This is a genomic window from bacterium (assembly GCA_021372775.1).
In the GTDB taxonomy this organism is placed as follows: Bacteria; Acidobacteriota; Polarisedimenticolia; order J045; family J045; genus JAJFTU01.
Genome location: JAJFTU010000250.1, coordinates 1 through 2,166, shown reverse-complemented (window position 1 = coordinate 2,166; position 2,166 = coordinate 1). Strand labels below are relative to the sequence as shown.

At 73.8% G+C, this 2,166-nt stretch carries 2 protein-coding genes; both read left to right on the top strand.

Features of this window, described 5'->3' with window-relative positions; genetic code table 11:
- A partial coding sequence (locus tag LLG88_08950; protein MCE5247027.1) for an iron-containing alcohol dehydrogenase occupies window positions 1-938 on the top strand: 938 nt, incomplete at its 5' end.
- A gap of 187 nt (window positions 939-1,125) precedes the next feature.
- On the top strand, window positions 1,126-2,166 hold a 1,041-nt coding region (locus LLG88_08945), incomplete at its 3' end, for an NADH:flavin oxidoreductase (protein MCE5247026.1).

Below are 2,166 nucleotides of genomic sequence, written 5' to 3'. Positions count from 1 at the left end.
AGGGCGCCGCGCTCGCCCGCGAGCTGGGGTGCGACTTCGTGGTCGGCCTCGGCGGCGGGAGCAGCATCGACGCGGCGAAGGCGATCGCCGTGATGGCGCGGAACGACGGCGACTACTGGGACTACGTCTCCGGCGGCACGGGGAAGGGAAAGCCGCTGGCGAACGCGCCGCTGCCGATCGTGGCGATCACCACGACCGCCGGGACGGGGACCGAGGCCGACCCGTGGACGGTGACGACGAACGAGGAGACGCGGGAGAAGATCGGCTTCGGCGGCGACGGCGCCTTCCCCGCGCTCTCGATCGTCGATCCGGAGCTGATGCTCACGGTGCCGCCGCGCCTCACCGCGTACCAGGGGTTCGACGCCCTGTTCCACAGCACGGAGGGGTACGTCAACAAGCTCGCCAATCCGATGAGCGACCTCCACGCCCTCAAGGCGATCGAGCTGATCGGGAAGTTCCTGCCCCGCGCGGTGGCCGACGGAAGCGACGTCGAGGCGCGCGGGAACGTCGCCTTGGCGAACACCCTCTCCGGCTTCGTCGAGACGCTCTCCTGCTGCACCTCGGAGCACTCGATCGAGCACGCGATGAGCGCCTTCCATCCCGAACTGCCGCACGGCGCGGGGCTGATCATGGTCAGCCGCGCCTACTACGCCCACTTCGCCGCGAGCGGGGCCTGCGACGCGCGCCTCGCGACGATGGCCAGGGCGCTGGGGAAGGCCGACGCCGCGAAGCCCGCGGACTTCGTGGACGCGCTCGTCGCGTTGCAGCGGGCCTGCGGCGTGGCCGACCTGAAGATGTCCGACTACGGCGTCGCCGCGGACGAGCTGCCGGCGCTGGCGAAGAACGCCCGCGCGACGATGGGCGGCCTCTTCGCGCTCGACCCGGCGCCGCTGTCGGACGCCGACGTGCTGCGGATCCTCGAGGAGTCGTACCGCTGAACGCCCGCGCGGCGCGGCGCCGTCCGACGACGCCGCGCCGCGCGGAGCAGTGCCGCGACCGCGCGGGGCAGTGCCTCCACCGCGCGGAGCAGTGCCGCGACCGCGCGGGACGGTGCCGCGACCGCGCGGACGGAGTAGCTTCTCGGCGGAGCGAAGACGCGCGGCGCCGGCGCCCGGAGGAATTCCCGTGGCCTCTCCTTTCGACCCGATCACGATCAACGGCCTGACGCTCGCCAACCGCTTCGTCCGCTCGGCGACGTGGGAAGGGCTCGCCGACGAGGACGGGGCCTCGACGCCGCGCCTCGACGCGATGATGGCCGAGCTGGCCCGCGGCGAGGTCGGGCTGATCATCAGCGGCTACGCCTACGTCGCCCCGGAGGGACGCTCCAGTTCCCGCCAACTCGCGGCGTACGACGACCGCTTCGTGCCGGGACTGCGCGCGATGGCCCAAGCCGTCCACGACGCGGGCGGAAAGATCGCGCTCCAGATCGTCCACGGCGGCGCCTTCGCGCTCGGCGAAGAGCGGGTCGGCCCCTCGGCCGGCGGCGAGGGCGGCGTTCCCGCCTGCACGCCGTTGACGGCCGCGGGGATCGCGCGCCTCGTCGGCGCGTTCCGCGAGGCCGCGCTGCGCGCGCAGCGGGCCGGCTTCGACGCCGTGCAGCTTCACGCCGCGCACGGCTTCCTGCCGAGCGCGTTCCTCTGCCCCGCGATCAACAAGCGGACCGACGAGTACGGCGGCGCGCTGGCCAATCGCGCGCGGTTCCTGCTGGAGATCGCGCGCGCCGTCCGCGCCGCCTGCGGCCCCGGCTTCCCGCTGCTCGTCAAGCTCAACTCGGAGGACTTCGTCGAGGGCGGCCTGACGCGCGGGGAGGCGGTCGAAGTCTCGCGGATGCTCGCGGAGGCCGGCGCCGACGCGATCGAATACTCCGGCGGGATGGGGCTCTCGGAAGCGAAGCTGCAGCCGCCGCGGCCCGGCGCGCGGCGGAAGGAAGACGAGGTCTACTACCGCGAGGCGGCGCGGCTCTACAAGCGCGCGGTGGCGATTCCGCTGCTGCTCGTCGGCGGCTTCCGCTCGCTCGAGGTCGCCGAGGAGGTCGTGGCCGCGGGGCTCGCCGACTGCGTCTCGCTCAGTCGGCCGCTGATCCGCGAGCCCGGCCTCGTCCGCCGCTGGCGGGCGGGGGACCGGCGCAAGTCGGCCTGCGGCTCGTGCAACGAGTGCTTCGGCGGC